The following is a 24766-nucleotide window of genomic DNA, read 5'->3' as shown; positions in this document are numbered from 1 at the left end:
GGAGCGCAGGGGGAGAGCGCGAAGATCCGGGGAGGAGCAGGGGAGCGGAACGGCGGCGCTGCGTGACCGGTCGCCCCTGTGCGCCGTCGCACTCCGTAGCAACGACCGCGGTGCCGAGTCAATGTGCCTCGGGGGTGTCCCGTGCAGCCGCGCGACCGCGAGGCACGCCCGAAGCACACGGGGGGATGTGGAAAATCCCGGGATGTTGCGATGAGATTTCGGTGCCCGTCCCGAGAAGTCACGCAGTCCGCAATGGCCGCGTACGCCAAGGACGCGAGTATCGCCGCACGGCAGGGATCGGGCAGTGCTCCGGATGTTTTTCGCGACCATCACGACCATCAGGCTGGAGATTTGCTCATGAGCCGTTCTGTCCTGGTTACCGGCGGAAATCGCGGCATCGGTCTGGCCGTGGCTCGGCGGCTCAGCGCCGGCGGTGACCGGGTGGCGGTGACCAGCCGTTCGGGGGAGGCGCCCGAGGGACTGTTCGCGGTGCCCTGTGACGTGCTGGATCCCGCCGCCGTGGACGAGGCGTTCGAGAAGGTCGAGGCGGCCCACGGTCCGGTCGAGGTCCTGGTGGCGAACGCGGGCATCACGCGGGACAGCCTGCTGATGCGCATGACCGAGGAGGACTTCACCTCGGTCATCGACACCAACCTCACCGGCACCTACCGGGTGCTCAAGCGCGCCGTGCGGCGCCTGGTGCGGGCCCGGGGCGGACGGGTCGTCGTCGTCTCCTCGACCGCCGCGCTGAGCGGAGTCGCGGGGCAGGCCAACTACGCGGCGTCGAAAGCGGGCTTGATCGGCATGGCCCGGTCGCTCGCCCGCGAACTCGCCCCGCGCGGCGTCACGGTCAACGTGGTCGCGCCCGGGCTCACCGACACCGCGATGAGTGCCGCGCTCAGCGAGGAACAGCGCAAGAGGATCGTGGGCCAGGTTCCGCTCGGCCGCATGGCGGATCCGGATGAGGTGGCCGCGGCGGTCCAGTTCCTGACCTCACCCGAGGCCGCCTATATCACGGGTGCGGTAATTCCCGTGGACGGCGGCATGGGAATGGGGCACTGATGTGCTCTCGGTCACATATGGATCGAGGGGTCGTCATGGGGGAAGCGGTAAACCCCCGGTGACCGGACGCATTTGTTCCCCCAAGGGCCCACAAAGAATTCGGCTTCGCCCGGCCGAAAATCGACGAGGCCATTTCCTCGAACCGACCGACATGACTCACGGGCGAATCGCACCGACGCTGGGAGGCTACAGGTGAACCCGCAGACTGGACCCGGCCGGACCGGCAGGAGGGTCGCCGTCACCGGGATGGCGGTTACCACGGGTTACGGGCATGGTGTCGACGTGCTGCGCGACGGGATCTACTCCGGTGTTCCCGCCTTCGTGCCCGTGACCCGGTTCGACACGAGCAGGTACCGGGTCGGCGTCGCCGCCCAGGGCGCGGCCGAACTGGACCTCGACACGGAGCTGAAGACGCTCACCGAGGAGGCCTGCAAACAGGCCGGCCTCACCCAGGGGGAGCGCGCGAACACGCTCCTGGTCGCGGCACGGCACGCGGATCCCGCCGTCTCCCGCCTGCCCAGGCAGGAACAGGAGTCCCGGCCCATCAGCGAGACCGCGCAGTGGCTGGCGCGCGAGTGCGGCTTCGGCGCGGCCGGACGCACCTACATCAACGCCTGCGTCGCCGCCAGTACCGCCATCGCGGAGGCGGGCACCCTGATCTCCTCGGGCCGGCACGACCGTGTGGTGGTCGTCGCCGGTCACCTGGTGGACGCCGAGTCCTTCACCACCTTCAACGCCGGCAAGGCGCTGGCCGTCGACGGGCGGCTGAGGCCGTTCAGCTCCGGGCGCAAGGGGCTCCTGCTGGGCGACGGCGCCGGCGCGGTCGTACTGGAAGCGGCGGACAGCCGCGAGGAGATGAGCCCGCTGGCCTACCTGGACGGCTGGGGCATGGCGGGTGACGCGCACCATGTCTGCCAGCCGCACCCGCAGGGCCTCGGCATGGCCCGTTCGATACAACTCGCCCTCTGCCGAGCGGGATTGGGCCCACAGGACGTGGACTACGTCAACGCCCACGGTACCGGGACGCCGTACAACGACTCCGCGGAGACCGCGGGACTGCACCGGGCCTTCGGGGAGCACACGGAGCGCATTCCCGTCAGCTCCACCAAGTCGATGCACGGACACGCCCTGCAGGCCGCGGGCATGGTCGAGTTCGTCATCTGCGTCCTCGCCCTGCAGTCGGGACGCCTGCCGGTCAACTCCGGCTATCTCGGTCCCGACCCCGACTGCCGGCTCGACCTCGTCCTCGACACCCCCAGGGAGCGTGCGGCAGAGCATGTCATCAGCCTCAACTCCGCCTTCGGCGGGGCCAACACGGCACTGGTGGTGAGCGCGGCATGACCACGGCATCCAAGACCACCACCCTGGAGCACGTCGTCTGGCCCGCCGAGGGGGAACGCGAACAGCCGCCGAACCTCCCCGGCTTCACCGCCTCGCCGTTCGGCCCGATCATCGCCCACGTCGCCGACCGCTGCCTGAGCCGTCACTGGGGTGAGCCGCCCGCGCCGCCCGAACGCGCCGGCCGCACCGGGATGGTCATGGTCTCCCGGCTCGGTGACATGGCCACGGAGGCCGCCGTCACATCGTCGGTGGACTCGGGTACGAAGGCATCGCCGCTGCTCTTCTACCAGTCGGTGCCCAGCGCCGTCCTCGGTGTCGTCTCGGCGCGCTGGGGGCTCGGCGGTCCCGTCATCTGCATCAGCCCGGCCGGCGACCCGCTCGCCGAGGGCGTGGAACTCGCGGAGCTGCTGATCGAGGACGGCAGCGCGGCCGACGTTCTGGTGGTGCTGGTCGAACTGGCCACCCGCGAGGGGGAGTCGGACCGGGCGGAGGCGCTCCTCGTGACCGCCTCGGCGCCGCGGGGCGAGGAGGGAGGGGCATGACGGACACCAGCCTGGACTTCCCGCTGTCCACCGAGATCGCGATGCTGCGGCAGTCCTGGTGGCTGCATGACGCCCGCTGGTACCAGGCGGTGAAGAGCCGGTTCGGCCAGGATGTGGCCAACGAACTCAATGCCGAGGTGATGAAGTTCGTCGCCCGGCGCGTCGCCACCCTCTACAGCCGGCGTCACCCCGTGCCCTCGGATCCCACGCCGAAGGAGGTGGGCGAGAGCCTCGAGGCGCTGGCCCGGCTGATGTTCTCCTCGATGGTGCGTCTCGAGTCCGCGGAGTTCGACGACGACGGCGGCACGTGGGAGAGCGTCGTCAGCGAGCACTTCGCGCTCAAGATGCTCGCGGCCAGCCGTTCGCTCGAGGGCTATCGGTGTCCGTGTCTGGAACTGCGCGCCGGCTGGTTCGAGGGCCTGAAGGTCAAGGCCGACGACGAGGTCGTCGAGTGTATGCGCGACGGGGCGGCGGCCTGCCGCTTCCGTGCCTGCCTGAAGTAGCCCGGCCGCCGGGAGGCGCCAGGCGCGGACTCCGGGCCCCGGACTCCGGGTCCCGGACGGGTTCGACAGCTACAGCGAAGGGAGCGAGGTGCCAGCGATGCGACTGGTCGTGGCCATCACCGGTGCCACCGGAGTGGTCCTGGGCGTACGGCTGCTCGAGGAGCTGCGGCTCCACGAGGAGGTGGAGACGCACCTGGTGATGAGCCGGTGGGCGCGCTCGACCCTGAAGGTCGAGAGTGATCTGACGACGCGCCAGGTGAGCGCGCTCGCCGATGTGTCGTACGCCCCGGACGACCAGGGAGCCGCGATCGCGTCGGGTTCCTTCCCGGTGGACGGCATGGTCGTCATGCCGTGCAGCATGAAGACCCTGGCCGCCATCAGGACCGGCTACGCCGACGGCCTCGTCGCCCGGGCCGCCGACGTGACGCTGAAGGAACGGCGCAAGCTCGTCCTCGTGCCCCGTGAGACCCCTCTCGGCGACATCCACCTCGACAACCTGCTGGCGCTGTCCCGGATGGGCGCGGTGGTCCTGCCGCCGATGCTGACCTTCTACAACCGTCCGTCCACCGTCGACGACATGGTCGACCACATCGTCGCCCGGGTCCTCGACCAGTTCGGTATCGCCTCGCACCGCGCCCGCCGGTGGCGGGGGCTGCCGGACGCCTCCTTCCCCGCGGCCGGCCTCGACCGTCAGCCCGTCATCGCGAACTCCCCCGGAGGGCCGACCCCATGAGCCATATCGTCGATCTGCGTCAGTACACCGACACACTCGCCGCCCTCGGCGATCTGAAGACCATCAGCCGGCCGGTGAGCGCGGACCTCGAAGCGGCGGCCCACACCCGGCGCTCGTACGAACTGCGCGCTCCCGCCCCCCTGTTCACCCACATCACCGAGGACCGGATCGGGATGCGGCTGTTCGGCGCGCCCGTCGGTGTGAGCGCCCGGCCGGACATTCCGCTGGCCCGGCTCGCCCTCTCGGTGGGCCTGCCGCCCGAGACCGACGCCGAGGCACTGGTGGAGCACCTGGTGCGCACCCGCGACGCGGCGCCCCTGCCGCCGCGGACCGTGCCGCGCGAGGACGCTCCGTGCAAGCAGAACGTGCTGCTCGGGGACGCGGCGACCCTGGACCACTTCGCCGTGCCCCGTATCCACGAGGAGGACGGCGGACGCTATCTCAACACCTGGGGCGTCATCGTCGCCAAGACGCCCGACGGGAAATGGACCAACTGGTCCATCTCACGGATCATGATGCTCGACGGCAAGCGCATGACCGGGCTGGTGGTGCCCCCGCAGCACCTCGGCCTGGTCTGGCAGGCCTGGGCCGAGCGGGGCGAGCCGATGCCGTACGCCCTGGTGCAGGGCGGTGCTCCCGCCATTCCCTTCGTGGGCGGCATTCCCCTGCCCAGGGACGTGGACGAGGCCGGCTACATCGGCGCGCTGCACGGCGAGCCGCTCGACGTCGTCCGCTGCGAGACCGTCGACCTGGAAGTCCCCGCGCACGCGGAGGTGGTGATCGAGGGTCACCTCTCGGTGGGGCGGGACAGCCTGGAGGGACCGTTCGGCGAGTACGCCGGATACGCCTCGACCCAGACCTCGTTGCAGCCGGTGTACTCGGTGGAGGCGATCACCTACCGCGACCGGCCGATCTGGCCGATCGTCGCCGAGGGCCGGCCGGCGGACGAGTACCACACCGTGACCGGCACCGGACGGGCCGCCAACGTGCTGCACGCCCTGCGCCGCGCCGGCCTGCCGGTCACCACCGTGTGGATGCCGTTCCTGGCGGCCATGCACTGGACCGTGGTCACCGTTCCCGAGGACTGGCGTGCCGCGCTGCCGGGCGTCGATTCCACCGAGTTCGTACGGCGCATCGGTGAGGTCATCCACAACAGCGGGGGGCCCAGCGCGATGATGCCCGTCACCTTTGTGCTCGACGACGACATCGACCCCTCGAACGAGGCCGACCTGTTGTGGGCGCTCGCGACCCGGCTGCACCCGAAGGACCGGCGCGCGGCGTGGGACGGAGTGGTCCTGCCGTTCATGGCCTGCTACTCGGAGGAGGAACGCAAGGCGATGCGCGGCCCGAGCGTGGTCCACGACGGTCTGCTCCCCGCCTGGGGCGAGGGGCGCCTGCACCACAGTTCCTTCGCACAGGCGTACCCGCCCGACATCCGCCGCAAGGTCATCGACCACTGGGACGAGTGACCCTGCCCATCGACCGGGCCTGCCCACCGACCGACCCCGCCGACCGACCCCACCGACCGACCCCGCCGACCGACCGGTCACTCCGACCGACGGACTGCGCCGACCGACCGGTCACTCCCACAGACCGATTCCGCCGACCGACCGGTCACCCCCCACCCACTGACCGCGGCTGCCGGGCCGACCACCCCACCCGACCCCACGCCACCGGACCGACCACATGCGCGGACCGCGCGGAGCGGCCGGCCCGGTGCGCCGAGGACCGGGCGCACCCGCCGGCCACCGCACTCCGCGACGACCGGACGCTCCGGCCGCTCGCCGCATTCCGCTCGACACCCTGCTCGACTTCCCACCGATGGAGCGACATGGCGCTGAACCCGAAGTGCGTCGGGACGACGTACCCGCCCGCACAGCCCTACCCCGTGGAGCCGCAGGCGATCCGGCGCTTCGCCGAGGCGGTGGGCGACCCCGCTCCCGTGTACACGGACCCCGCGGCGGCCCAGAGCCTGGGGCACCCGGATGTGCTGGCGCCGCCCACCTTCCCGTTCATCGTGGTCGCCCGGGCGATGGAGGAGGTGTTCCGCTACGAGGACATCGGCTTCGACCCGACCTACCTCATCCACGGCAACCAGCGGTTCGACTACACGCGGCCGGTCCGGGCCGGCGACCGCCTGGTCACCACTCTGGAGATCACGGGGGCCCAGACACTGCGCGGCCGGGACGTTCTCGGTCTGCGCGCCGATCTCGCGGACGCCGACGGCTCACACGTCGTCACCACACACATGACCTTCGTATCCCTGAGCGCCGTGGAGGGCGGTGAGCGCGATGACGACCAGCGTGACGATCAGCGCTGAGGACGTGGAGATCGGGACCGAACTCCCCGCCAGGACGGTCACGGTCACCCGCACCGACCTCGTGCGGTACGCGGGCGCCTCCGAGGACTTCAACCCCGTGCACTGGAACCCGAGGGTGGCGCGCGAGGCCGGACTGCCCGATGTCATCGCCCACGGCATGCTCACCATGGCCGTGGCCGCCCGCACGGTCACCGACTGGGTGGGCGACCCTGGCGCGATCCTCGAGTACCGCACCCGCTTCAGCAAGCCGGTCGTGGTGCCGGACGACGAGCACGGCGCGACGGTCGAGGTCCACGGCCGGGTCGCCGCGAAACTCGACGACGCCCGCGTCCGCATCGACCTGGTGGTGACCAGCGGCGGCACCAAGGTGCTCAGCGAGGCACGAGCGGTCGTACGGCTCCCCTCGCCGTGAGCACCGCCGCCCGGCCACCGACGGGCACCCGGCCCGTCCACAGACGAGCCCGGGAACGGGCCCACGACGAACGGGGACGCGAGCCGAGTGCGGCCGACGATCCCTCCCTCGACCGCCGATCGAACGGAATACAGGACGGATGAGCAGTTCACCGGCTTTCCTCGTCGCGCCCCGCTACGTCCTGGGCGAGACCGAGGAACCCCACACCGCCCTCGAGAACCTCGCAGCCCGCGCGGCCCACTACGGCATCCCCATGGCCCCCCGCACCTGGGGCTGGGGCAGCTACTTCCGCACCCGACGCAGCACGGTCGAGCTCGCCGTGGCCAGCGGTATCGCCACACTGGAGGCGTCCGGCGCGGCACGTGCGTCGGTCGACGGGCTGATCGTGTGCACCAGTTCCTTCCCCAGCTCCGTCGACGACCACGCCGGCTTCCTCGGCGCGGTGCTGAACGGACTGGGACTGCCTGGAGTGTCGTTCGCCTCCGGAATGACGCTCAACCGGTGCAACAACCTGCTCGCGGCCCTTCACGTCGCCACATCGCTCGTACGGGCCGGCAGCCGGCGCCGGGTCCTCGTGGTCACCGCCGACCGGATCGCCGACGAGGCCGCACGGCTGGAGAAGTTCGCGCTGTTCAGCGACGGCGCGGCGAGCTGCCTTGTGAGCGCCGACGAGGGCCCCGACGGCTTCGCGGTCCTCGCTTCGGCCTCGGCGCAGGACGCCGATGTGCTCGGGCTGCGGGACCAGATCGACTCGCGGCTCGCCGTCGCCGTCAACGAGGAACTGGAGCGGGCGACCGGAATACCGCCGGAGAAGATCACCGCGTTGCTTCCCGCCAACCTGGTCCGGCCGCTGGTGACCATGAAGGAACGTCAGGCGGGCTTCACCACCGCCCAGATGCGCACCGGCAACATCGAGCGCGTCGGCCACTGTTTCGCCGCCGACCCCCTGATCAACCTCGTCGACCTCGTCGCCTCGGGCGAGGGGGAGCCCGACGGTCTGTATCTGCTGGCCTCCAGCGTTCCGGGCGCCCGGCACGGCGTCCTGCTCCGCAAGCTCGCCTGACGTCGAAAAGAGGTGTCCGAATCATGGTTTGGGTCGGGATGAGGACCGCCGCGGCCGCCGGGCCGACGCGCCGTACGCCGGCCGGTGGACGCGCCGCCCGGGGGGTGGCACGGTGACCGCCACGGCGCCCGGTCCGGCCCCCTTCCTCCGGCTGACCGGTGACTCCTTCGAGCTCGGGCGGCAGCACGGCGCCGCCCGCGCCACGGCGCTGCGCGCCTTCCTCGACGACGGTCTCGCCCGGATGAACCACCTTCTGGACACCCCCGTCTCCCTTTCCTCGCTGAGTCCCACCCTCACGGCCTTCCACAAGGAGATCGAGGCCGCCACGCCCGATCTGGCCGAGGAGATCCGCGGCCTCGCCGCCGGCGCGGGCATCAGCCACCAGGAGGCCCTGCTGCTCCAACTGCGCCGGGAGATCACGGGCTACCGCAGCACCCGCCGTCCGCACGGCGACTGCACCACCTACGCCCGGGTGGACGGCGCCGGCCCCCACACCGTCCTGGCCCAGACGGTCGACCTCAACGGGAACCTCGACGACCAGACCTGTGTCCTGTCCCTCGGCAGGACCGGAGCCCGGCGGAACGTGCTGATGCTGAGCTTCGGCGGCCTGCTCGGCTACCTCGGGATGAACAGCGACGGCCTTGCGGTCGGCATCAACCTCGTCCTGGGCGGGCAGTGGGGGCCGGGCCTGCCGCCCTACCTCGCCGTCCGTCACGTCCTGGACAGCGCCGGATCGGTGGACGAGGCACTGGACGTGCTCGCGGGCCTGCGGCTCGCCAGCTCCCGGTCCCTGACGCTGTGCGACTCCGGCGGCGCCGCCTGCGCCGAATTCCTGGACGGGCGGATGCATGTGGTGCGGGCCCGGCAGACAGTCCACACGAACCATTTCCTCCACCCCGAGTTCATTCCCTTCGACGAGCTGAACGTCTTCGCCAAGAACTCCTCGCTGCGCCGGCTGGACGCGGCCACCGTCCGGTTGAGCGCCCTGCCGGAGTCGGCGGCACCACGGGACCACCTCGCCCTGCTGACCACACCGCCGATCTTCGTGCCCGACAACGGCGACATCCGCCGCGAGCGCACCGTCGCGGTGGTGGCGATGCGGCCGGCCATCGGCGATCTGCACCTGCTGGGCTCCCGGCCGTCGGCACTGCCCCAGGTCTTCACGGCCGGGGAGATGAGCGGGGCGGCGGGCTCATGACGACCGGACGCCCCGCGTACGACGACACGGCCACCGGAGACCGGACGACGGCGCCCCGGGTCGAAGGCTGGCTCGTCGACCTCCGCGCGGCGCAGCACACCTGGGACGACGAGGCCCGCCGCAGTGAACTGTCGGCGGAGGAGACGCGGCGGGCGCAGCGGTTCCGCAGCCCAGACGCCGCGGTCACCTACATACGCGCGCGCTCCACCGTGCGCCGGGTGCTCGCCCGTACCCTCGGCGAGCACCCCGCCACGGTACGGCTCGCGGCCGCGCCGGGCGGCAGGCCCGCCCTGCCGGACCACCCGCAGTGGCATGTCAGCTGGTCGACGTCGGCGGGTGTGCTGCTGGTCGCGGTGCGCCGGGGCGAGCCGGTCGGCGTCGACGTCGAGGTGATGCGCACCGTGCCGTCGCCCGCCAGGGTGCTGCGGACCGTCTATCCGCACACGCCCGCGCTGGCGGAACTGGGCGAGCCCGAGACGTTCTTCTCGGCCTGGACGCTGCTGGAGGCGGCGGTCAAGGCGACCGGGCGCGGACTCGCGCGGGGAGGGCGGGACGTACGGCTGTACCGACCGCACGGGGCGCGCCGCTGTGCCCTCGCCGGGATCCGCAACGCCGGGAGTGCGCCGTGGTGCGGCCGCACCGAGCAGTACGAGGTGCCGTCCCCCCGTCCCACCGTTCCCGCCACACGGGTGATGACGGCCGTGGTGACCCGGGGCCGCACCGCCCCGGCCGTCCGCCTGAACGCCTGGCGGCTCCCGCACGCCCGGCACACGGAGTGCCCTGTGCGGCATTTGGCCGATCCCGTACACAACGAGAAGAACGGCAGGAGGTGACATGTCCGCCGAGGAACACACCCGGACGCCCGGAACCGACTCCGGGCTGCTCTCGCCCGTCTGGGCCGGCGCACCGGTCGAGGCGGTCACCTCGGACGAGGCCTGGCTGTCGGCGATGGTCGAGTTCGAGGCCGCGCTCGCGACCGCCCAAGCCGGTCTCGGCGCGGTGCCGCAGGGCACGGCGGCGGCCATCCGCGCGGCGGGTACCAGCGGACGGCTCGGTCTGGTGGACCTGGCACGCCGGGGGCGGGAGGCCGCCAACCCGGTCGTGTATTTCGTCAAGAGGCTGACCGAGCTGGTGGCGGACATCTCCCCGGAGGCCGCCGGGCACGTCCACGCCGGTTCCACCAGCCAGGACGTCCTGGACTCGGCGGCCATGCTGGTCGCCACCCGGGCGCTCACACTGCTGCGGGACGACCTGGGCCGGATCCGCGCGGCCCTGGCCGCCCTGGGACGCGACCACCGCACCACGCCCGCCGCCGCGCGCACGCTGACCCAGCATGCCGTGCCGACCACGTTCGGGCTCAGGGCCGCCACCTGGCTCACCCTGGTCGCCGACGCCCACGACCGGGTCCGCGCGCTGCTCGACCGCCGCCTGCCCGTCTCGCTCGGCGGCGCGGCCGGCACGCTGTCCGCCTACCACGACCACCTGCGAGCCGCCGGTGTTCCGGGGTCCCACCCCGAACTGCGGCTCGTCGAGCTGGTCGCGGACGAGCTGGGGCTTTCGGGGACCGCGTTGCCCTGGCACGCCGTCCGCACCCCGATCGCGGATCTGGCCGGCGTCCTGGCCTTCGTGGGCGGAGCACTCGGCAAGTTCGCCGCGGACGTCCTGGTGCTGTCCCGCACGGAGATCGCCGAGGTGTCGGAGCCCGCAGCGGCGGGCCGCGGCCAGTCCTCCGCGATGCCGCAGAAGCGCAACCCGGTTCTGAGCACGCTGGTCGCGGCGGCGGCGCGCCAACTGCCGGTCTACGCGCTGGTTCTCCAGCAGGCGGTGGTCACCGAGGACGAGCGGCCCGCCGGGGCCTGGCACGCGGAGTGGCAGCCGCTGCGCGAGTGCCTGCGGCTGGCCGGCGGCGCGGCGCATACGGCCGCCGAACTCGCCGAGGGACTGGTCGTCTCCGAGGAGCGGGTCCGCGCCAACCTGGTGCTGACCGGAACCGGTCTGGTCGCCGAGCGGCTGTCCGTCGCGCTCTCCCCGGACCTCGGGCGGCGTCAGGCCAAGGAGACCGTCACCCGTGCGGTGCGCTCCACGGAGACCGGTGTGCCGCTGGCCGAGGCGCTGCGGCTGGCCCTGAAGGAAACCGGACACGCGGACGGTTTCTCCACCCCTCTCGAGCAGTTGCTCGCCCCCGAGGACTACCTGGGAGCGGCCCTCCCCCTCACCGACCGCGCCGTGCACCGGGCCACCACCGTGACCCCCGGGGACCCCGTGCCGGCCACCATGCCCCCGCACCCGTACACCCATCCCACCCCCTCGTCGCACGACCGGGAAGACTAGGAGACTGCCAGATGATGATCAGTGAGGAACTCCGTCTGAAGATTCTCGCGGACAGGGCTCTGGGTGCGGGCAACGTGCTGCACCGGCTCACCGGGTACGGACGGTCCCTGGACGAGCAGGTGCTGTGGACGGACGGCTCCTGGCGCGCGCCCTCCGGTGACCACCCGGAGGTGCTGACGCTGGGCGAGCTGCAGGAGGTCGTCGCCACCTACGCCGGCTTCTACCACCAGGCGGGTGTGCGGGCGAAGGACGCGGTCGCCATCGTGTCCACCTCCATCACCGACTTCGCCCTCAACCTGATGGCGCTCACCAGTCTCGGCGCTATCGCCTCCCTGGTGAACGCGAACATGCCGCCCGAGGTACGCCGTGAGTACATCCGCCGTCAGCAGGTGGTCGGCGTGATGACCCGGGAGCCGTGGCACAGGGACCTGCTGCAGCACCTCGACGACGACCCCGCGCCGAAGTTCGTGGCACTCCAGTCGGAGATCACCCCCGAGCACCGGGCGCAGCGGCCGGAGAACTACCCGTTCCGCCACACCCCGACCGACCCGATTCTGATCTCCCACTCCTCGGGGACCACGGGCATCCCCAAGTCCGCCTTCCACACCCACGAGACGCTCTTCCACGGCGCGCTCAGCAGGCTGGAGGACGGCCAGGACTGCAGCACCCGCAAGCGGCTGCTCGCGCTGCCCGGCCACCATGTGTCGGCGATGTCGAACACCCTCCTCGGCCTGGTGCTCGGCGCGCCGCTGGTGCACTTCACCGACCCCAGCGGCCATGCCGTTCTCGACGGCATCGAGAAGCACCGCCCCACCATCGTGTTCGGCTTCACCCACACCTTCGCGGAGATGGCGGCCGAGGACCTGGCGGGCCGTGACCTGTCGAGCGTCGAGGCGTACTACGTCTCCGGGGACGCCGCGCACCTGGTGCACATCAAGCGCCTGCTGGAGAAGGGCTCGCACACCGTGACGGGCCGCGACCTGAAGCCGCACACGGCCCCCGGCGCGATCTTCATCGACATGTTCGGCTCCACGGAGATGGGCTATGTGCTGTTCGACTTCGCCCACCGTGCCGGCGGGCAGAACATCGGCCGCTGCATCGGCCGCCCGATGCGCTTCGCGCAGGCGGCCGCGCTCTCCGAGGACGGTGCGGTGCTGCCGCCCGGGCAGGTCGGACGGCTCGGCGTGCGGTCCCGTTCGCTGACGCCGGGCTTCTGGAACGACAACGTCCGCTGGCACAAGCAGTGGCTCGGCGGCTACTTCCTCACCGGCGACCTCGTCTACCGCGACGGCGCGAACAACTTCTACCACCTGGACCGCACCACCGACGCGATCCGCACCGAGTCGGGCTTCGTGTACAGCGCCTACACCGAGGAGGTGCTGCTCGGGGAGTACCCCGAGATCCGCGACTGCACGGTGGTCGGCATGGCCGACGAGGGCGTGAAGTTCGGCTGGGAGGACGACGGGGTGGCCGAGACCCATGTGTTCCTGAGCCTCGTCGAGGGGACGAAGGCGCCCGAGGACCCGACCGCCTGGGTCAACGCGGCGCTGTCCAAGCACGGTTTGCCCGAGATGGCGAAGGCGGTCGTCGTCGACGAGGACAGCATCCCGGTCGGCATCACCGGCAAGGTCCTCAAGCGCATCGTGCGGGACCAGGCCAAGTCGATGGTCGGCGGGTGCTGACAGGCACCGCGTCCTGACCGGGGAGGCGGCAGGCCCGCCTCCCCGGTCACCGGAGCGGAGACCCCCGCGGTCACCGGAGGGAGACATGGAATGAGCGTCGACTACGACGTGATCGTCATCGGCGCGGGCAACGCCGGGCTGAGCGCCGCGGCCACGCTGCAGCGCGGAGGAAAGCGGACGCTGCTGGTGGAGCGCCACAACGTCCCGGGCGGCGCGGCCACCTCGTTCGTCCGGGGCCGCTTCGAGTTCGAGGTGTCCCTGCATCAGCTCGGCGGCATGGGCGGCCCCGGCCCCCTGCGCGAGATACTGGACGAGATGGATGTGACGCGCAGGCTGCGGCTCATCCAGGACGACGAGCTGTACCGGACGGTCGTGCCCGGTGTGCTCGATGTGACGCTGCCCGCCGACTGGCAGGGCGCGGTGGACGTGCTCGACAGCCACTACCCCGGCAACCGTGCCGCGCTCACCCGCTTCCTGGAGATCGTCCGGGACGTCGGCCTGTGGCAGCTGACCGCCCGAGCCAACCTGCACCGGCTCAAGGAGCAGGTCGAGTGGCTGTCCGGCCTGTCCGACGTGCGCCGCTACGGCCTGCGGACCTACCGGGAGGTGCTGGACGAGTTCTTCACGGACGAGCGCCTGAAGTTCGTGCTGTCGTCGTACTGGAGCTACAACGGCCAGCTGCCGTCCCGAATGTCGTTCATGGACATGGCGCGCCTGCTCGCGCTGTTCATCGAGACCAAGCCGTACCAGATCGTGGGCGGCAGCCAGGCCCTGTCCTCGGCGATGCTGGAGTCCTTCCTGGAGGCCGGCGGCGAGGTCCGGTTCAACACGAGCGTCGAGAAGATCGTCACCCGGGGAGGCAGGGCCGTAGGGGTCCGCGTGGACGGCGGAGAGACCGTCTCCTGCCGGCTGGTGGTGTCCAACGCGCCGTCCAGCACCACGTACACCCGGCTGCTCGACCCTGCGGACGTCCCGTCCGGTGTCCTGCGGGACCTGGGCTCCCGGCGCATGGGCCCATCGGCCACCGCACTGTATCTGGGCCTGGACGCGCCCGCTGCGGAACTCGGCTTCGCCACGGCGACCAACTTCCTCACGACCGACCTGGACGAGCGCACCGTGGCCCGGGGCATGCGTTCGCTGGAGCCCGCCCCCTTCCTGCTCGCCAGCTGCTACGACGTCCGGCCGACCGGCTTCGCGCCGCCCGGCGCCTCGCAGGTCAACCTGGTCACCATCCAGTACGCCGACCCATGGGAAGCGGTCCCGGTGCGGGACTACCAGCAGGCGAAGTCCGCGTATGCGGCCTCGCTGCTCGATCTGCTCAAGGCCATCGCGCCCGGGGTGCGGGATGTGATCGAGGAGGCCGAGATCGCCACCCCGCTCACCTTCAAGCGCTACCTCAGCCAACCCGGCGGCGCCATCTACGGCTTCGACCAGGACGCCATGGACAGCTGGCTGTTCCACGAGGACGACCTCAAGCCCAACGTTCCGGGACTGGTCCTGGTCAGCAACTGGGTCACGGCCGGCGGTTACAACTCGACCATCGTGACGGCGGCCCGGCTGTGCCGGCGGCTGCTGGCCGTCCTGTGACGCACCATCGAGCGGAGTCAGACATGTCAACGTCCACCAACCCGTTGGCCCACCTGTTCGAGGGGGCGGACGACGTCGTCGCGGAGATCGAGCGGCGCGGCGCGGCCGGTGCGGACCATCCGGCCGACGCCCGGGAGGAGATCACGCCGTACCACCCGAAGGTCCTGGATCTGACGGTGGCGGAGGTCGTCGAGGAGACCGTGACGACGAAGACCTTCCGGGTGCGGCGCACCGACGGCCGCCCGCTGCCGCCGTTCCTGGCCGGCCAGTACATCAGCCTCCATGTACGGGTCGGCGACGTCCTGACGAGCCGCGCGTTCTCCATCTCCTCCAGTCCGGCGGCGCTCGACCACTACGACCTGACCGTGCGACGGCTGCGGGGAGGACGGGTCAGCAACCATCTGATCGACACCGTCAAGCCCGGCGACCGGCTCACCAGCGGCGGGCCGATCGGCACCTTCTACCACGACCCGCTGTTCCACGGCGACGACGTCGTCTTCCTCGCGGGCGGCTCCGGGGTCGCGCCGGCCATGAGCATGATCCGGGACATCGTCGACCACGGCCTGTCCCGTCGTATGACACTGCTCTACGGCTCCCGGCGCGCGGACGACATCATCTTCCACGACGAACTGGACGCCGTCGCACGGGAACACCGGGACATCACCGTCCACCACGTCATCTCCGATCCGGGTCCCGACTGGACGGGGGAGGTCGGGCCCCTGGACGCCGCGCTGATCTCCCGGCTGGCCGGCCCGCTGGCCGGGCGGATGACGTATCTGTGCGGGCCCCCCGGCAAGTACGCCTATCTCGTACGGCAGTTGGAGTCGCTCGGGCACCCGCGCCGCCGGATCCGCCTGGAGGCCAACAGCGTCGCCCTGCCGCCACCGGCCGACCCCCGCTGGCCGGCGGAACTCGACCCCGAGGAGCAAGTCACCGTCACCGTCCGGGGCCGGGGAAGCCTCAGGGTGCCGCGCGGACGGCCACTGCTCGACGCGCTGGAGGACAACGGCCTGCGTCCGGAGGCCTCGTGCCGCTCCGGGGAGTGTGCCCTGTGCCGCGTACGGGTGTGCTCCGGGGAGGTGTTCCACGCCGAGGAGGCGCGACTGCGCGCGTCCGACCGCCAGTTCGGCTTCGCGCACTGCTGCGTCGCCTATCCGCTCACCGACCTGGAAATTGACTTCTAGCGCCCCGCCGTCCTTTCTCGGGTGCCCGCAGACTGTCCGAAAAATTGCTCCACAGCCCTTCATATTCCGGCTGGAATGTGGTTTGCTGGCATTGCACACCGACCGGCCGGTTTGGCTGGAGGGTGGAAATTCTCCACCCTCGTACCGTGTGCTTCCCGAGCTCTCGCGGAGCTTCCCGGAGTACGTCTCTCTTTGCACCCGGCGAAATGCCGAGGCGTTCCCCGTGGTGTCCACACTCTCGACAGGAGGTTTGCAGTATGTCCTCTGACCTGCGCAAAGTAATGATCGACACGCTCCGGGACATGCACTTCGACACGGAGTCGGTGTCCGACGAAACCCCACTGGGTGACGGTGGCCTCGAATTGGAGTCGCTGTCGATAGCGGAACTGGTAATGCAGCTCGACAATTACGGCGTCGAATTCTCGGACGAGGAGATGGAAAAGCTGCCGACGATGACCTTCGGTGAATTCGCCGAAGAGGCCGCGCGGCGCGCCGCGACGAAGTAGGAAAAGCCCTCACCGTACCGTGCCCCGGCGCTCGTTTCGCTCGGGCGGACCGAAGGAAGGAGATGTGACCTTGCCGCAGCCGACCAAGGCGATCTGCGTCGTGGGCGCCGGTCCGCGAGGCCTCGCGGTCCTCGAGCGGTTATGTGCCAACCACACCGGCGAGCGCCGGCTGTCGGTCCACGTGGTCGACCCCTGCCCGCCCGGGCCCGGACACACGTGGCGCACCCGGCAGTCCCACCACCTGCTGATGAACACGGTGACCTCGCAGGTCAGCCAGTTCACCGACGACAGCGTGCACTGCGCCGGGCCCGTCCGGCCGGGCCCCAGCCTGTACGCCTGGCTCCAGCGGGCCGAGTCCGGAACCGGCACGGGCTGGGCGGGGGCCGAGCAGCTCGGGCCCGACGACTACCCCTCCCGCGCACAGTACGGCCGCTATCTGGAATGGGTGTTCTCCCACCTGGTGGAGACCGCCCCCGACACCCTCCGCATCGTCGTCCACCCGGCCACGGCCGTCGCGCTGGACGAGGACGCGACCGGTCAGTGCCTCACCCTGGACGACGGCACCCGGCTCACGGGCCTGGACGCCGTGGTGCTGTCCCTCGGGCACGGCCCCAACGAGCCGGCGGCCGAGGAGCGGCGGCTCGCGGACTTCGCCGGACGCCAGGGGCTGCGCTACCTGCCCGCGGCCAACCCCGCGGATCTGGACCTGGACGGCATCGCCTCCGGCGAGCCGGTCGGCCTGCGCGGCCTCGGACTGGCGTTCTTCGACGTCCTCTCCCTGCTCACCGAGGGCCGGGGCGGGAAGTTCGTCCAGTCCCCCGAGGGGCTGCAGTACCTCCCCTCCGGCCAGGAACCCGCGCTGTACGCCGGATCACGCCGGGGAGTGCCGTACCAGGCGCGCGGGGAGAACCAGAAGGGGCCGACCGGCAGACACGAACCGCTGTTCCTCACCCTCGACGCGATCCGCCGGATCCGGGCCACTCCCGAAGCGACCTTCCGCCAGGACGTATGGCCACTGCTGGACGCGGAGGTGCGCACGGTCTACTACCGGGCGCTCGTGGCCCAGCGCACCGACCGGAGTACAGCCGACCGGTTCCTGGCCGAGTACCTGGCATCCCCCGCGTCCGGGCGGACCGCAGTGCTGCGCCGTCACGGGGTGACCGCGGCCGACGAGTGGGACTGGGACCGCGTCGAACGCCCCTACGGCCGACGGGAGTTCGCGGACCGGGCCGACTTCAACCGGTGGCTGCTCGGCTACCTGCGCGAGGACGCCGGGCAGGCCCGCGGCGGCAATGTGGACAACCCGCTCAAGGCGGCCCTGGACGTCCTGCGCGACCTGCGCAACGAGGTCCGCCTCGCCATCGACCACGCCGGGATCACCGGCTCGTCCTACCGGGACGACGTGGTGGGCTGGTTCACGCCGCTCAACGCCTATCTGTCCATCGGCCCGCCACTTTCCCGCATCGAGGAGATGATCGCGCTCGTCGACTCCGGCGTCCTCCAGGCCGTCGGCCCCCGCACCCGGGTGCGGCCGGACCCTCGCGGAGAAGGCTTCCTCATCGGATCCGACGCCATACCCGGCTCGGAGGTGCGTACCACCACGCTGATCGAGGCGCGCATCCCCGACGTGGACCTGCGCCGCAGCGGCAACCCGCTGCTGCGGCACCTGCTGAAGACCGGACAGTGCCGGCCGTATCGCATTCCGGATTCCGGCGGCGGCTACGAGACCGGCGGACTCGACGTCACCCAGCGCCCCTACCGGGTGGTGGACGCCTCGGGCGTGTCCCATCCGCGCCGGTTCGCCTACGGAGTGCCCACCGAGTTCGTGCACTGGGCGACGGCCGCGGGGATCCGCCCCGGGGTCGGCTCGGTGATCCTCGAGGACGCCGACGCCATCGCCCGGGCGGCACTGGCGTCCTGACGGACGGCGCCGGCCCGGCCGGCCCGTGCCACCCCGGCGCGGACCCGCCGGCCGGCCCGACGCCCGATCCGGTCATCCGAACCGGCCGGGCCGCCCCGCGGCCCTGGTCCTCACCCGCACGGAGTTCCCCAGTGGACATCACCACGAGCTTCGACCCCGAAGCTCTCGCGCTTCCCTTCTACGACGACGAACACCGCAGCTTCGCCGAGGAGATCGGCGTCTGGTGCGACGGCCACGGCCCGCTCTGGGAGGCCGTGCGCCGGATGGACCCGGACGACGCCGGCCGGCGCCTGGTGGGCCTCCTCGGGGAGGACGGCTGGCTCGCCGCGCTCGACCCCCAGGCCGCGCCCCACCGTCTGCCCGGTGACCTGCGCGCCCTGTGCCTGGGCCGGGAAGCACTCGCCTACGCCGAGGACCTCGCCGACTTCGCGTACTCCATCCAGTCCCTGTCCGCCACGCCGATCATCCGGTTCGGCGACGCCGAGCAGCACAAGCGCTACCTGCCCGGCATGGCCGACGGCTCGCTCATCGGTGCCTTCGCGGTCTCCGAGAAGGAGGCCGGTTCGGACCTCGCGGCGGTGAGGCTCAGCGCCCGGCGCACCGAGGGCGGCTACGTCCTCAACGGCAGCAAGGCGTGGATCGCGCACGCCACCATCGCCGACCTGTTCGTCGTCATCGCCCGTACCGGGGAGGGACCGGGACCCCTCGGCCTCACCGCCTTCGTGGTGCCCGCCGACACCCCCGGCGTGCGGGTGAGCGAACGGCTCGAGGCCATCGCGCCCCGCTCCTTCGGGCATCTGTCCTTCGAGGACTGCCGGGTGCCGGCCGAGGCCGTACTCGGCCGGCCCGGCCGGGGCTTCGTCGTCGCCGTCGACATGCTCGAACGGTTCCGCATGACCGTCGGCGCCGCAGCCGTGGGCTTCGCCCGCCGGGCCGCCGACGCCGCGCTGGCCCACACCAGAAACCGGGACGCCTACGGCGGCACGCTCTTCGACCTCCAGATGGTGAAGGCCTCGCTCGCGGACATGGAGGTCCGGATCAACGCCGCCGCTCTGCTGGTGGCGCGCGCCGCCTGGGACTGCGACCGGGGCAGCCGCGGCTTCGCCCGCCACTCCCACATCGCCAAGGTCCATGCCACGGAGGCGGCGCAGCACGTCGTCGACGCGGGCCTGCAGCTCTTCGGCGCCGCCGGAGTGGTCAAGGGCGGCGTGCCCGAACGCCTTTACCGGCAGATCCGTTCGCTGCGCATCTACGAGGGCGCCACGGACGTGCTGCGCCAGGCCATCGCCGACGCCCTGGACGTACGGCGCGCCGCCCTCGCCGGATGACGGCCCGGCACCCCGGCCCGCCGCCGGGTCCCACCCACCCGCAAGGAGCCCGAGCTTGACCACCCCGACCCGCACAACGGCCCATCCGGCCCGCGTCCGCCGGGCCGGGGCACGTTACCCCTTCGAGGAGCAGCACTGATGTCGGACCTGCCCCGCCTGTGGCTGCGGCACGAGAGCCGTCCCACCGAACGCCGAGCGCCGCTCGTGCCGCGAGACGCCGCGCGGCTGGTGAGCCAGGGCGTCCAGATCACCGTCGAGGAGTCCCCCCAGCGCGTCTTCCCGCTCGCCGAGTACGTCCGCGCGGGCTGTGCCACCGCACCGGCCGGCAGCTGGACCGGGGCCCCCGAGGACCATCACGTCCTGGGGCTGAAGGAGCTGGCCGCGCTGCCGGGTCCGCTGCGCCACCGGCATGTGTACTTCGGTCACGCCTACAAGGGCCAGCCGGGCGCCCGGGAGCTGCTCGGCCGCTTCACGGCGGGCGGCGGCGCGCTGCTCGACCTGGAGTACCTCACGGACGACCACGGGCGGCGCCTCGCGGCCTTCGGCTACTGGGCCGGCTACCTGGGTGCGGCGCTGGCGGTCCTGCACCGGCGCGGCACGCTGCAGGCGCCGCTGCGCTCCCTGGACCGGGCGGAACTGGACGCCCTGCTGCGGGACGGCCGTGGTGGCGGGACGGCCCTGGTCATCGGGGCCCTGGGCCGCAGCGGCCGGGGAGCGTGCGACGCGCTGACGACCGCCGGAATCACGCCGGTCCGCTGGGACCTGGCGGAGACCCGCACCCTGGACCGGCAGGCCCTGCTCGGACACGACATCCTGGTCAACACCGTGCTGGTGACCCGCCGGGTGCGGCCGTTCCTCACCCCGGCCGACCTCGACGCGCCCGGGCGGCGCCTCTCCGTCGTCGTCGACGTCACCTGCGACGTGGGCTCCGACTGCAACGTCCTGCCCGTCTACGACGCCGTGACCGACTGGGCGCAGCCGGTCCGGCGGCTGCGCGGCGGTGACAGTCCGCTGGACCTGATCGCCATCGACAACCTGCCCTCCCTGCTGCCGGCCGAGGCCAGTTCGGACTTCTCCGCCGAACTGTGGCCCCATCTGGCGGACCTGGGCGCGGACGCCTCGCCCTGGCCCCGCTGCCTGCGCGCCTTCGCTGAGGCCGTGGCCAGGGAAGCGGCCGGTTCCGGTGCGCAGGGAGCCGAAGCCGTCTCCGCCGCGGCAGCGGACACGCACGGTGCCGGTCGAGGGGAGGGCGTCCGTGTCCGGTGACCGGATCGTGCCCGCAAGCGGCGTCGTCCACTGGATCGGGACGGGACTGTCCACCGGCCGCAGCGGCCTGGGGCTGCTGTGCGAACGCGCCCGGCGGCTGCTGCTGTGGGACCGTACCGCCGAGCGCGCCGACCGTCGGCTCGCGGCCCTGGGACTCGCCGGACGCGCACAGGCCCGCGCCCTCCGACCAGGCGCCCTGGCGGCCGGGATACGCCCCGGTGACGTGGTCGTCTCCATGCTGCCCGCGACCGAACACCCGGCCCTGCTCCGGCTGGCCACCGCCCGCGGGGCCCACTTCGCCTGCACCAGCTACACCTCCGAGGCGCTCACCGAACAGGCGGCCGCCGCGGCCCGCGCCGGCCTCGTCGTCCTGACCGAGGCCGGGCTCGACCCGGGCATCGACCATGTGCTGAGCCACCTGCTGGTCGAGCGGGCCCGCGAAGAGGTCGGCGACCGTGCGGAGTCGGTGACCTTCACCTCGTACTGCGGCGGCATCCCCGCCGAACCCAACGACTTCCGCTACCGCTTCAGCTGGGCTCCCTACGGCGTCCTGGCCGCGCTCCGCACGCCCGCGCGGCACATCGACGGCGGCAGGCGGCGCACGGCCCGCCACCCCTGGCAGGCCACCCGCACCCTGGTCCTGGACGGGGAGCCGTTCGAGGTCTACCCGAACCGGGACAGCCTGCCGTTCGTCGCCCAGTACCGCATCCCGGACGGCTGGCACCTCCGGACATTCGTCCGGGGCACGCTGCGCAACGCCGGCTGGCGCACGGCCTGGACCGAGGTCTTCGACACCGTCCTGACCGGCGACGAGGCCCGGATCCGGTCACTGGCCAAGGAACTCGCCGACCGCTACCCGACCACGCAGGCCGACCGGGACCGGGTGGTCCTCTCCGTCGAGCTGACCGTCCAGGACACCGACGGCGGGATCCGGTGGCGAGGATCCCACCTGCTGGACCTCCGAGGCGACGAGACCGAGAGCGCGATGGCTCGCTGTGTCTCGCTGCCGCTCGCCCACGGCGTGACCCGCATCCTCGACGGAGCCCTGCCGACGGGCCTGAACCGCGCCGCAGAGGACCCCGAGGAGGCCGCCCGCTGGGTGCGTTTCCTCCACGCCCACGGTGTGCCCACGACGTTCACCCGGACTCCGCCCACCCGCCCGGGAGTCGCACCATGACCCCCGTGCCAGGCCCGCACACACCCCTCGGCACCGCGTCGCCGAGCCCCCGCCGAGCGGTGGCGGCCGCTCGGTACGCGTCCGGCGGCCCGCCGGGCACCGCACGAGAACCGCTTCACACCATCGAGCGCGGCGACCCGCCCGAAGGAGAGATCCCACATGGCTCATGAGCCCACTCGCTCCGGCCCGACGCACTACCGATGCCTGGGAGTCGGCGTAGGCCCGGCCAACCTGAGTCTCGCGTCACTGCTGTACAGCCGGCCGGAGGTGACCAATCTGTTCCTGGAGCGAAAGGAGTCCTTCAGCTGGCACGACGGTCAGCAACTGCCCGGAAACACCCTGCAGGTCTCCCTGTTCAAGGACCTGGTGACGCTGGCCGACCCCCGCAACCCCTTCTCGTTCCTGGCCTACCTGCACGACAACGGCCGCCTGTACCACTTCCTCAACGCCCAGTTCGACGCCGTACCACGGGCCGAGTACCGCAACTACCTTGCGTGGGCCAGCCGTTGCAACAAGAACGTCGTCTTCGGCGAGACCGTACGAGAGGTCACCTTCGACGGGGTGTTCACGGTCCGCACGGACCGCCGTACCGTCACCGCGGACAACGTGGTCGTCGGCGTGGGCAGCCGCCCCTGGGTCCCGGAGCAGGTCCAAGGCGCCCTGGGCCCCACGCAGTTCCACGTCAGCGAGTACCTCCACCACGCCAGAAACCTGAGCGGCAAGCGCGTCGTGGTGATCGGCGGCGGACAGTCCGGGGCCGAGGCATTCCTCGACATGATCTCCCAGCCGGGCAAGGCCCTGCCGCGCCGCGTCTCGTGGATCTCCCGGCGGGGCAACTACTTCCCGATCGACGACTCGCCCTTCACCAACGACTACTACATGCCGTCGCACGCGGAGTACTTCTTCAGTCTCGACCGCGACGCCCGGCGGGCGTTCAACGACCGGCACATCCTCACCAGCGACGGCATCTCGGAGAGCACGCTGCGCGACATCTACCAGCGCGCCTACGTGCACCGGTTCGTCGAGGGCAACGTCGACCTGGTGGGCCTGTACCCCAACCGTGAGGTGACCGACGTGTCCACCGGCCTGTACGGCGGATGGCAGGTGTCCGCGCGGCACAACGACGACCACGAGGCCATGGAAATGTTCGAGGCGGACGTCGTGATCTGGGCGACCGGCTTCCGGCCCACCCGTATGGACTTCCTCGACCCCGTCGCCGACCGGCTGGAGCGGGACGGCGACGAACTGCGCATCGACGAGGACTACGCCGTTGTCTGGGACGGGCCGGACGACCGCCGGATCTTCGTGCAGAACGCGGCGCGCGGCCAGCGCGGACTCGCCGACCCCAACCTCAGCCTGAACGCCTGGCGCAGCCAGCGGATCGCCGACCGGCTCGGCAAGGTGTCGAGCAACGAGCAACTGCCGTCGTTCATCGAGTGGTCGACCAAGATGGGGGCCGGGGCCGGGAGGGACACATGAGCCCGACGCACAACACCCGGATCGCCGTGATCGGCGCCGGCGTGATCGGATGCATGATCGCGCGCGAGATCCTGGCCGCGGACCCGGGCGCGGAGGTGACGGTTCTCGACCGCGACCTGGTGTCCTCCGGCGCGACCCGGCGCTCCGCCGGTCTGCACTTCCCCCGCGGAGTCACCCCGGCGGTCCGGGCCATGGCCTCCGAGAGCCAGCGCTACTACGCCCAACTCGCCGCGCACCGCCCCGGGCTGCCCATCCACCCGCTCGGGATGACCGTGGTCGCGCCCGAATCGGCCGGGCGGCGCCTCGAAGAGGTGTACCTGCCCGAGTCGAACCTGCGGCGCGTGGACGATGCGCCGTCAGGCGCCGTCACCCTTCCGGAGGGCACGGCGGCCTGGGCCGGGGATGGCTGCCAGTTCGCGGACGTGCCCGCCCTCACCCAGGCCCTCGCCGCCGAGCTGCGTCCGCGGGTGGAGTTCCGTGAAGGGGTGACGGTGACCGGCGTCGAGCCGGACACGGAAGGGGTCCGGCTCACGCTGTGCACGGGCGACGTGCTCACCGCACGGCAGGTGGTGCTGGCCCCCGGGCCGTGGCTGGCGCATCCCGCCTGGCGCGATCTGGTGGCACCGCTCGGGGCGCGCGTGAAGAAGATCGTGGCGCTGCACATCGAGGACGTCCCGTCCGACGGGGACGGCGCGGTCCTCTTCCACGACGAGGACGCCTTCCTGTTGCCCTACCGGGCACGCGGCCACTGGCTGTTCAGCTACACCTGCAGCGAGTGGGACGTGGACCCCGACACCGTCGATCCCGGTCTGACCCCCGCCAACCGGGCTGAGGCCGTGGAGATTCTGGCCCGCTACGCGCCCCGGCTGGCGGACCGATGCCGCTCGGGACGGGTCTTCTGCGACGCCTACAACCCGGGCGGCGGTCCACTGGTGCGCACGCTCACCGACGACGGGCGCCTGCTCTTCGCGGGTGCCGCCGGCGGCTCGGGCTACCGCCTGGCACCGGCCATCGCCGCCGAGACCGTCCGCCTGCTGTCCAAGCACGCCGCCTGACCGACGCCTCCCCGAACCCTTCCCGGTTCCCGAGCAGCCTTACCGGGCGTCTTCCGAAGGCCTTGCCGAGCCGTCG

Annotated in this window: 22 protein-coding genes; all 22 read left to right on the top strand. The window is 71.7% G+C overall.

What is annotated here, in order from left to right:
• The first annotated feature begins 357 nt into the window (after positions 1–357).
• Positions 358–1062, top strand: coding sequence for a 3-oxoacyl-ACP reductase FabG (fabG, locus tag LZ604_RS21235; RefSeq protein ID WP_234517005.1), 705 nt, complete (start codon positions 358–360; stop codon positions 1060–1062).
• Between the two features lie 192 nt (positions 1063–1254).
• Complete coding sequence (locus LZ604_RS21230) at positions 1255–2403, top strand: beta-ketoacyl-[acyl-carrier-protein] synthase family protein (RefSeq protein WP_234517004.1); 1149 nt, start codon at positions 1255–1257, stop codon at positions 2401–2403.
• Positions 2400–2945: a beta-ketoacyl synthase chain length factor gene (locus LZ604_RS21225; protein ID WP_234517003.1), complete on the top strand. Its 546-nt coding sequence runs from the start codon at positions 2400–2402 to the stop codon at positions 2943–2945. The genes LZ604_RS21230 and LZ604_RS21225 overlap by 4 nt, the downstream gene beginning before the upstream one ends.
• The gene (locus tag LZ604_RS21220) at positions 2942–3448 is read left to right on the top strand and encodes a hypothetical protein (protein ID WP_234517002.1); all 507 of its coding nucleotides are present in this window, start codon (positions 2942–2944) and stop codon (positions 3446–3448) included. The genes LZ604_RS21225 and LZ604_RS21220 overlap by 4 nt, the downstream gene beginning before the upstream one ends.
• A 97-nt stretch (positions 3449–3545) precedes the next feature.
• A complete protein-coding gene (locus tag LZ604_RS21215; protein WP_234517001.1) occupies positions 3546–4181 on the top strand; it encodes a non-oxidative hydroxyarylic acid decarboxylases subunit B in 636 nt (211 codons plus the stop codon).
• The gene (locus LZ604_RS21210; protein ID WP_234517000.1) at positions 4178–5650 is read left to right on the top strand and encodes a UbiD family decarboxylase; all 1473 of its coding nucleotides are present in this window, start codon (positions 4178–4180) and stop codon (positions 5648–5650) included. Before LZ604_RS21215 ends, LZ604_RS21210 begins: the two co-directional genes overlap by 4 nt.
• A gap of 362 nt (positions 5651–6012) precedes the next feature.
• On the top strand, positions 6013–6501 hold the full coding sequence (locus tag LZ604_RS21205) for an FAS1-like dehydratase domain-containing protein (protein ID WP_234516999.1): 489 nt from the start codon (positions 6013–6015) through the stop codon (positions 6499–6501).
• Positions 6473–6913 (top strand): MaoC family dehydratase, encoded by a 441-nt coding sequence (locus LZ604_RS21200; RefSeq protein ID WP_234516998.1) that lies wholly within the window; start codon positions 6473–6475, stop codon positions 6911–6913. The genes LZ604_RS21205 and LZ604_RS21200 overlap by 29 nt, the downstream gene beginning before the upstream one ends.
• A gap of 139 nt (positions 6914–7052) precedes the next feature.
• The gene (locus LZ604_RS21195; protein ID WP_234516997.1) at positions 7053–7976 is read left to right on the top strand and encodes a beta-ketoacyl-[acyl-carrier-protein] synthase family protein; all 924 of its coding nucleotides are present in this window, start codon (positions 7053–7055) and stop codon (positions 7974–7976) included.
• A gap of 112 nt (positions 7977–8088) precedes the next feature.
• Entirely contained in the window at positions 8089–9174 is a 1086-nt protein-coding gene (locus LZ604_RS21190; RefSeq protein ID WP_234516996.1) for a C45 family autoproteolytic acyltransferase/hydrolase, read from the top strand.
• Positions 9171–10007: a 4'-phosphopantetheinyl transferase family protein gene (locus LZ604_RS21185; RefSeq protein WP_234516995.1), complete on the top strand. Its 837-nt coding sequence runs from the start codon at positions 9171–9173 to the stop codon at positions 10005–10007. The genes LZ604_RS21190 and LZ604_RS21185 overlap by 4 nt, the downstream gene beginning before the upstream one ends.
• A gap of 1 nt (position 10008) precedes the next feature.
• Positions 10009–11505: a lyase family protein gene (locus tag LZ604_RS21180; protein WP_234516994.1), complete on the top strand. Its 1497-nt coding sequence runs from the start codon at positions 10009–10011 to the stop codon at positions 11503–11505.
• Positions 11506–11516: 11 nt separating this feature from the next.
• Entirely contained in the window at positions 11517–13187 is a 1671-nt protein-coding gene (locus LZ604_RS21175) for a class I adenylate-forming enzyme family protein (RefSeq protein ID WP_234516993.1), read from the top strand.
• A gap of 90 nt (positions 13188–13277) precedes the next feature.
• A complete protein-coding gene (locus LZ604_RS21170; protein WP_234516992.1) occupies positions 13278–14774 on the top strand; it encodes a phytoene desaturase family protein in 1497 nt (498 codons plus the stop codon).
• A 23-nt stretch (positions 14775–14797) separates the two neighbouring features.
• Positions 14798–15958 carry a 2Fe-2S iron-sulfur cluster-binding protein gene (locus LZ604_RS21165; RefSeq protein WP_234516991.1) on the top strand — a complete coding sequence of 387 codons (1161 nt, stop codon included), beginning with the start codon at positions 14798–14800 and terminating at the stop codon, positions 15956–15958.
• A 257-nt stretch (positions 15959–16215) separates the two neighbouring features.
• Positions 16216–16464 carry an acyl carrier protein gene (locus LZ604_RS21160; protein WP_234516990.1) on the top strand — a complete coding sequence of 83 codons (249 nt, stop codon included), beginning with the start codon at positions 16216–16218 and terminating at the stop codon, positions 16462–16464.
• Positions 16465–16528: 64 nt separating this feature from the next.
• Positions 16529–18385 (top strand): FAD/NAD(P)-binding protein, encoded by a 1857-nt coding sequence (locus LZ604_RS21155; protein WP_234516989.1) that lies wholly within the window; start codon positions 16529–16531, stop codon positions 18383–18385.
• Between the two features lie 131 nt (positions 18386–18516).
• Entirely contained in the window at positions 18517–19713 is a 1197-nt protein-coding gene (locus LZ604_RS21150) for an acyl-CoA dehydrogenase family protein (RefSeq protein WP_234516988.1), read from the top strand.
• 138 nt (positions 19714–19851) lie between these two features.
• Positions 19852–20979, top strand: a complete 1128-nt coding sequence (locus LZ604_RS21145; RefSeq protein ID WP_234516987.1) for a saccharopine dehydrogenase — start codon at positions 19852–19854, stop codon at positions 20977–20979.
• Positions 20969–22156, top strand: coding sequence for a saccharopine dehydrogenase family protein (locus LZ604_RS21140; protein ID WP_234516986.1), 1188 nt, complete (start codon positions 20969–20971; stop codon positions 22154–22156). The genes LZ604_RS21145 and LZ604_RS21140 overlap by 11 nt, the downstream gene beginning before the upstream one ends.
• Positions 22157–22315: 159 nt before the next feature.
• Positions 22316–23635, top strand: coding sequence for a lysine N(6)-hydroxylase/L-ornithine N(5)-oxygenase family protein (locus LZ604_RS21135; protein ID WP_234516985.1), 1320 nt, complete (start codon positions 22316–22318; stop codon positions 23633–23635).
• The gene (locus LZ604_RS21130; protein WP_234516984.1) at positions 23632–24690 is read left to right on the top strand and encodes an NAD(P)/FAD-dependent oxidoreductase; all 1059 of its coding nucleotides are present in this window, start codon (positions 23632–23634) and stop codon (positions 24688–24690) included. Before LZ604_RS21135 ends, LZ604_RS21130 begins: the two co-directional genes overlap by 4 nt.
• Positions 24691–24766 lie beyond the last annotated feature (76 nt).

Origin of the sequence: Streptomyces glomeratus, from assembly GCF_021462825.1 — a bacterium.
In the GTDB taxonomy this organism is placed as follows: domain Bacteria; phylum Actinomycetota; class Actinomycetes; order Streptomycetales; family Streptomycetaceae; genus Streptomyces; species Streptomyces glomeratus.
This window is presented reverse-complemented; position numbering and strand designations above follow the sequence as displayed.

What these genes read in the sequence shown, in the direction of transcription:
- LZ604_RS21145 (WP_234516987.1), top strand. Translation starts at nt 19,852, where the DNA reads ATGTCGGACCTGCCCCGCCTGTGGCTGCGGCACGAGAGCCGTCCCACC.
- LZ604_RS21180 (WP_234516994.1), top strand. Translation starts at nt 10,009, where the DNA reads ATGTCCGCCGAGGAACACACCCGGACGCCCGGAACCGACTCCGGGCTG.
- fabG (WP_234517005.1), top strand. Translation starts at nt 358, where the DNA reads ATGAGCCGTTCTGTCCTGGTTACCGGCGGAAATCGCGGCATCGGTCTG.
- LZ604_RS21205 (WP_234516999.1), top strand. Translation starts at nt 6,013, where the DNA reads ATGGCGCTGAACCCGAAGTGCGTCGGGACGACGTACCCGCCCGCACAG.
- LZ604_RS21210 (WP_234517000.1), top strand. Translation starts at nt 4,178, where the DNA reads ATGAGCCATATCGTCGATCTGCGTCAGTACACCGACACACTCGCCGCC.
- LZ604_RS21200 (WP_234516998.1), top strand. Translation starts at nt 6,473, where the DNA reads ATGACGACCAGCGTGACGATCAGCGCTGAGGACGTGGAGATCGGGACC.
- LZ604_RS21220 (WP_234517002.1), top strand. Translation starts at nt 2,942, where the DNA reads ATGACGGACACCAGCCTGGACTTCCCGCTGTCCACCGAGATCGCGATG.
- LZ604_RS21185 (WP_234516995.1), top strand. Translation starts at nt 9,171, where the DNA reads ATGACGACCGGACGCCCCGCGTACGACGACACGGCCACCGGAGACCGG.
- LZ604_RS21195 (WP_234516997.1), top strand. Translation starts at nt 7,053, where the DNA reads ATGAGCAGTTCACCGGCTTTCCTCGTCGCGCCCCGCTACGTCCTGGGC.
- LZ604_RS21130 (WP_234516984.1), top strand. Translation starts at nt 23,632, where the DNA reads ATGAGCCCGACGCACAACACCCGGATCGCCGTGATCGGCGCCGGCGTG.
- LZ604_RS21215 (WP_234517001.1), top strand. Translation starts at nt 3,546, where the DNA reads ATGCGACTGGTCGTGGCCATCACCGGTGCCACCGGAGTGGTCCTGGGC.
- LZ604_RS21135 (WP_234516985.1), top strand. Translation starts at nt 22,316, where the DNA reads ATGGCTCATGAGCCCACTCGCTCCGGCCCGACGCACTACCGATGCCTG.
- LZ604_RS21225 (WP_234517003.1), top strand. Translation starts at nt 2,400, where the DNA reads ATGACCACGGCATCCAAGACCACCACCCTGGAGCACGTCGTCTGGCCC.
- LZ604_RS21160 (WP_234516990.1), top strand. Translation starts at nt 16,216, where the DNA reads ATGTCCTCTGACCTGCGCAAAGTAATGATCGACACGCTCCGGGACATG.
- LZ604_RS21165 (WP_234516991.1), top strand. Translation starts at nt 14,798, where the DNA reads ATGTCAACGTCCACCAACCCGTTGGCCCACCTGTTCGAGGGGGCGGAC.
- LZ604_RS21175 (WP_234516993.1), top strand. Translation starts at nt 11,517, where the DNA reads ATGATGATCAGTGAGGAACTCCGTCTGAAGATTCTCGCGGACAGGGCT.
- LZ604_RS21170 (WP_234516992.1), top strand. Translation starts at nt 13,278, where the DNA reads ATGAGCGTCGACTACGACGTGATCGTCATCGGCGCGGGCAACGCCGGG.